4 protein-coding genes are annotated in these 4,380 nt (G+C 75.4%); 2 read left to right on the top strand and 2 right to left on the bottom strand.

The window, feature by feature from the left end; translation table 11 throughout:
* On the top strand, positions 1–1,295 hold a 1,295-nt coding region (locus tag ABD323_RS39635; protein ID WP_425556323.1), incomplete at its 5' end, for a BACON domain-containing protein.
* A 185-nt stretch (positions 1,296–1,480) separates the two neighbouring features.
* On the top strand, positions 1,481–2,530 hold the full coding sequence (locus tag ABD323_RS39630) for an NAD-dependent epimerase/dehydratase family protein (protein ID WP_344446964.1): 1,050 nt from the start codon (positions 1,481–1,483) through the stop codon (positions 2,528–2,530).
* Between the two features lie 122 nt (positions 2,531–2,652).
* On the opposite strand, the gene ABD323_RS39625 is transcribed toward ABD323_RS39630, so the two are convergent.
* Both ABD323_RS39625 and ABD323_RS39620 read right to left on the bottom strand, forming a co-directional pair.
* Entirely contained in the window at positions 2,653–3,414 is a 762-nt protein-coding gene (locus tag ABD323_RS39625; protein ID WP_344446963.1) for a bestrophin-like domain, read from the bottom strand.
* Between the two features lie 174 nt (positions 3,415–3,588).
* A partial coding sequence (locus tag ABD323_RS39620) for a polyprenyl synthetase family protein (RefSeq protein ID WP_344446962.1) occupies positions 3,589–4,380 on the bottom strand: 792 nt, incomplete at its 5' end.

The following is a 4,380-nucleotide window of genomic DNA, read 5'->3' as shown; positions in this document are numbered from 1 at the left end:
CCCCGGCCACCGGGGCCGCGGCCGTGGGCACCGGTGCGGGCCGCCGGTGGCGGGCGACCGACCCGGTCCGGTCGATCCACTTCGACCAGCGCGGCTTCCCCCGGCACCGGGCGCCCACCCTCTGGGAGCGCCACCGCCCCGGCGGCGACCTGCACGAACGCACCGTCCTGGTCCGCCAGCGCGCCCTCACCACGGGCGTCCTGGCCGCGGTGCTCTCCGCGCCGCTGGCCGCCCTCTGGGTGGCGCACCGGGACGGCTCGGTGACCGAGGCGGCCGCGACGGTCTCCGCGGTGCGGGTGGACGACGGCGCGGGGGGGGGCCCCGGCGAGGGCGGGCCGGCGGGCGGGGGGACGTCCGGCACCGCGCCCTCGGACCGGCCGGGCGACGGCGCCACCGCGGCGCTCCCCGGTCCCGGTGCGGACGGTGGGTCGAACCCGGTCACCGCCGCCGGGAGCCCCGGCGGCCGCTCCGGGTTCGCGGTGGCGGGGCTGGTCGGCGCGGTCGGCAGGCCCGGCCGGGCGGGTGGGCCGGCGGCCGGTGCAGAAACGTTGCTGCCCGCGCTCCAGGGCGCCGCCGTCGCCGTCCCCGCGCCCGGCGCCGTCCCGCTGGACAGTCCCGTGCTGCGCTCGGTCCCCGTCCCGCCGCCCGGCAGCGCGGGAGGGGGCACACCCTCGGGCGGCGCCCGGCTCACCGTGCAGGCCGGCGCCTACGGGCCGCGGACCGTGCTCACGCTGACCAACAGCGGTGACGCCCCGATCGACTGGCACGCCGTGGTCTCCTGCGACTGGCTACGGCTGAGCCGCGACGCCGGGAGCCTGGCCCCCGGCCAGCGGATCACCGTGACCGTCACCGTCGACGACCAGCGGGCGCCGCAGGATCACTGGACGGCGCAGATCTCACTGCCGCCGTCGGAGGCGGTGGTCACCCTGGAGGGTGGCCCCGACCGCGGCCAGAGCCCCACGCCGAGCCCGTCGGGCGCCACGCCCTCGCCGTCCACCAGCTCCTCGCCGTCCACCGGCAGCACGCCGAGCGCGAGCGCGAAGCCGAGCGGCACCGCGAGCAGCAGCCCCTCGGAGACCCCGACCGCGGGCGGCAGCGCCAGCAGCGCGCCGAGCAGCAGCGTGAGCCCGAGCGCCAGCCCGACGTCCGGCCCGTCCGCCAGTACCACGCCGTCCCCCCGGCCGAGCAGCCCGCCGAGCGCCACCCCCAGCCCGTCCGCCACCGCCTCGGCCCCAGCGTCCAGCCCGCCGCCGACCTCCGCCACGTCCAACCCCTCGCCTTCGCCCACCCGCTGAAAACGCCCCGCTCGTCACTGTAGGACGCAGCTGAGACAGGTCATGATGCCCGGTTGCGATGAGAATCTGCTGGGGAATTCCCCCGCGGCGCCGCCTCGCCGGCGGGCCTCCTCCCGTGCTGACGGACCGTCCGCCGTACGCGAACACCCTGGCCCGCCCGGGGCCGCTGCGGCAGCATCGCCACCATGCGCATCCTCCTGCTGGGCGGCTCGGTCTTCCTGGGCCGGGCGTTCGCCGTCGAGGCCCTGGCCCGGGGCCACCGGGTCACCACCTTCAACCGCGGGCGGTCCGCCCCCGACCTGCCGGGCGTCGAGGCGGTGCGCGGCGACCGCACCAGCGACGCCGACCTCGCCGCGCTGGTCTCCGGCCGCAGCTGGGACCTGGTGGTCGACACCAGTGGCCAGCAACCGCACGCCGTCGCCGCCTCCGCCCGGGCGCTGCGCGAGCACGCCGGTCGCTACCTCTTCGTCTCCTCCGTCCACGCCTTCGCCGACTGGCCCACCGAGCCGGTGGACGAGACGTCACCGCTGCACCCGTGCCCGGCCGACGCGCCGGGCGACCTGCCGCCCTCGAACGCCAACAAGGCCGGCTGCGAGCGGGCGGTGCTGGCCGCGTTCGGCCCCGAGCGGACGATCGTGCTCAACTGCGGCCTGCTGATCGGCCCGTACGAGAACGTCGGGCGGCTGCTCTGGTGGCTGGAGCGGATCGCGCGCGGCGGGCGGGTGCTCGCGCCCGGGCGGCCCGACCTGCCGCTCCAGCTGATCGACGCCGCGGACTTCGCCGCCTTCGGCCTGCACCTGGCCGAACAGGAACGGCACGGCAGCTACCTGACCACCGCGCCGCCCGGCTCCAGCACCTTCGGCGGCATGCTGGAGGCCTGCCGGACCGTCACCGGCTCGGACGCCGAGCTGGTCTGGGTCGACGACCGGCACCTGACCGCGGCCGGCGTCCAGGAGTGGACCGAACTCCCCCTGTGGGCCAATGAGTTCGTCGACGGCAAGCCGATCGGCCTGTGGCAGGCCGACAGCCTCCGAGCGCACGCGGCCGGGCTGCGCTGCCGACCGATCGAGCAGAGCGTGCGGGCCACCTGGGAGTGGATCGGCCGGCGCGGGCCGCGCGCGGAGCCCTACCTGCAGGGGAGTCTGCCGCTGGGCATCGAGCCGGCCAGGGAGCGGGCGATCCTGGAATCCGTCGACGCCGGCGTCGAGTTCGGGCCGACGGTGGGTGAGGCGTAGGCCCTGCCGACGACGACGCCCCACCCGCCGGAAGGACCCGGCGGGTGGGCGCCTCGTCCGCACCGGCGAGGCGGTGCGAGGGAGTGCGGTGCGGCGCGGTGCCGTGCGGTGCCCGTACGGCTTCAACTTCGCGGCGGGGGCAGCCGTTGCAGGAAGACGTCGAAGGCGGTGGGTTTGACCGCGGTGACCCCCGTGAAGGGGAAGTTCATCTCCTTGATGACCAGCAGGGAGATCACCACCAGGCCACCGAGCGAGAGCACCATCAGGGTGTGCGCCAGAGTGTTGGAGAGGCCGAACAGGAAGGTGAAGCCGACGGTGAGCACCCCACCGACGATCAACGCCACCCAGAGCAGCATCGGCACCTCGTCGTCCACCTCGGTGAGCCGCTCACGGCGCTGCGAGGCGAGGTCCTCCAGGTGGCTGACCGCGTGCTCGTAGAGCACCTGCTCCTGGGGGCCCTGCGGGTTGACCGAGAAGACCGTGGCGCGCATCTGGTAGACCAGCTGGGTCGCGTCGGGGCTGCTCTTGTGATCGGCCATCAGCGGCCACTCGGTGTCCATGACGGTGCGGGCGTAGGAGAGCGTCTCCTGCTCCAGCTGCGGCCCCTCGGGCGCGGGCAACTGTCTGGAGATCCAGTAGATCCCGGCGAGGGCGTCGGCCTCCTGGAAGGTGGTCTTGCGGGCGGAGTCGTTGCCCGTCCACACGGTGATCACCACGAAGCCCAGCAGCACGGCGTAGAGCACGCCGACCGCGGCGAAGATGAAGCCGGCCACGTCGTTGTGGGTCTCGCGTAACGAGTGCGGGACGCATCGCTCCAGCAGCTTGAGCCCGGCGGCCAGGACGGCCAGCACGATGGCCACGATGGAGATGTCGAGAAAGCTCACGAGGCACGTCCTTGTGGTCGGTCACGGCAGGCGGAAGCGTGCCCGGGCGCGGCACCGGAGCGGTGCGGCCCGGGCAGTGGTGGGCAGGGCAGTGGTGGGCAGGGCAGGAGGCAGGGCCCGACTGGACAGGGCAGGACTGGACTGGGCAGGACCGGAGGTCCGGTTCGCGGGGGGTCAGCGGTTGCGGCGGGTCACCAGCTCGGCCAGCGCGAGCAGGTCGTCGGCCGCGGCCGGTTCCGGTACCGCCAGGGCGAGGTGCTCGATCGCCGCGGCCATCCGCTCGCAGGAGGCGCTCTGCGCCCAGGCCCGGCCGCCGGCCCGGTCGACCGCGGCGGCGGCCCGGCGCACCTCGTCCTCGGTGAGCGGCCGGTCGATCGCGTAGATCGCGGCGAGTTCGGCCCCCGCCGCCGTCCCGGAGCTGAGCGCGGCCACCACGGGCAGCGACTTCTTGCGGACCATCAGGTCCGCGCCGACCGGCTTGCCGGTCACCGCCGGGTCGCCCCAGATGCCGATCAGGTCGTCGATCAACTGGAAGGCCAGGCCGATCTGCCGCCCGAAGGCGTCCATCGCCTCGGCCTCGACCTCGCTCGCCCCGCCGTAGAGCGCACCGATCGCGCAGGCGCAGCCGAGCAGCGCGCCGGTCTTGGCCTCCGCCATGGCCAGGCACTCCACCAGCGTGACGTCGGTGCGCTGCTCGAAGGCGCAGTCCGCCTGCTGCCCGACGCAGAGCTCGACGACGCAGTGGGCGAGCCGGCGCATCGCGGTGCCGGCCGCCGGGTGGCGGTCCTCGGCGAGGGTGCGCAGGGCCAGCGAGTGCATGGCGTCGCCCGCCAGGATCGCCTCGGTCGCGCCGAACACCCGCCAGGCGGTGGAGCGGTGGCGGCGGGTCTCGTCCCGGTCGATCACGTCGTCGTGCAGCAGGGTGAAGTTGTGGACCAGTTCCACCGCGGCGGCCGCGGCGGTGGC

The sequence above is a fragment of the Kitasatospora nipponensis genome (assembly GCF_039528135.1).
Lineage (GTDB): Bacteria > Actinomycetota > Actinomycetes > Streptomycetales > Streptomycetaceae > Kitasatospora > Kitasatospora nipponensis.
The sequence above is the reverse complement of the archived record's forward strand: the minus strand, read 5'-3'. Positions and strand labels throughout refer to the sequence as shown.

Bases quoted from the DNA above. Each gene is read 5' to 3' on its own strand.
- ABD323_RS39630 (WP_344446964.1), top strand. From the start codon at position 1,481: ATGCGCATCCTCCTGCTGGGCGGCTCGGTCTTCCTGGGCCGGGCGTTC.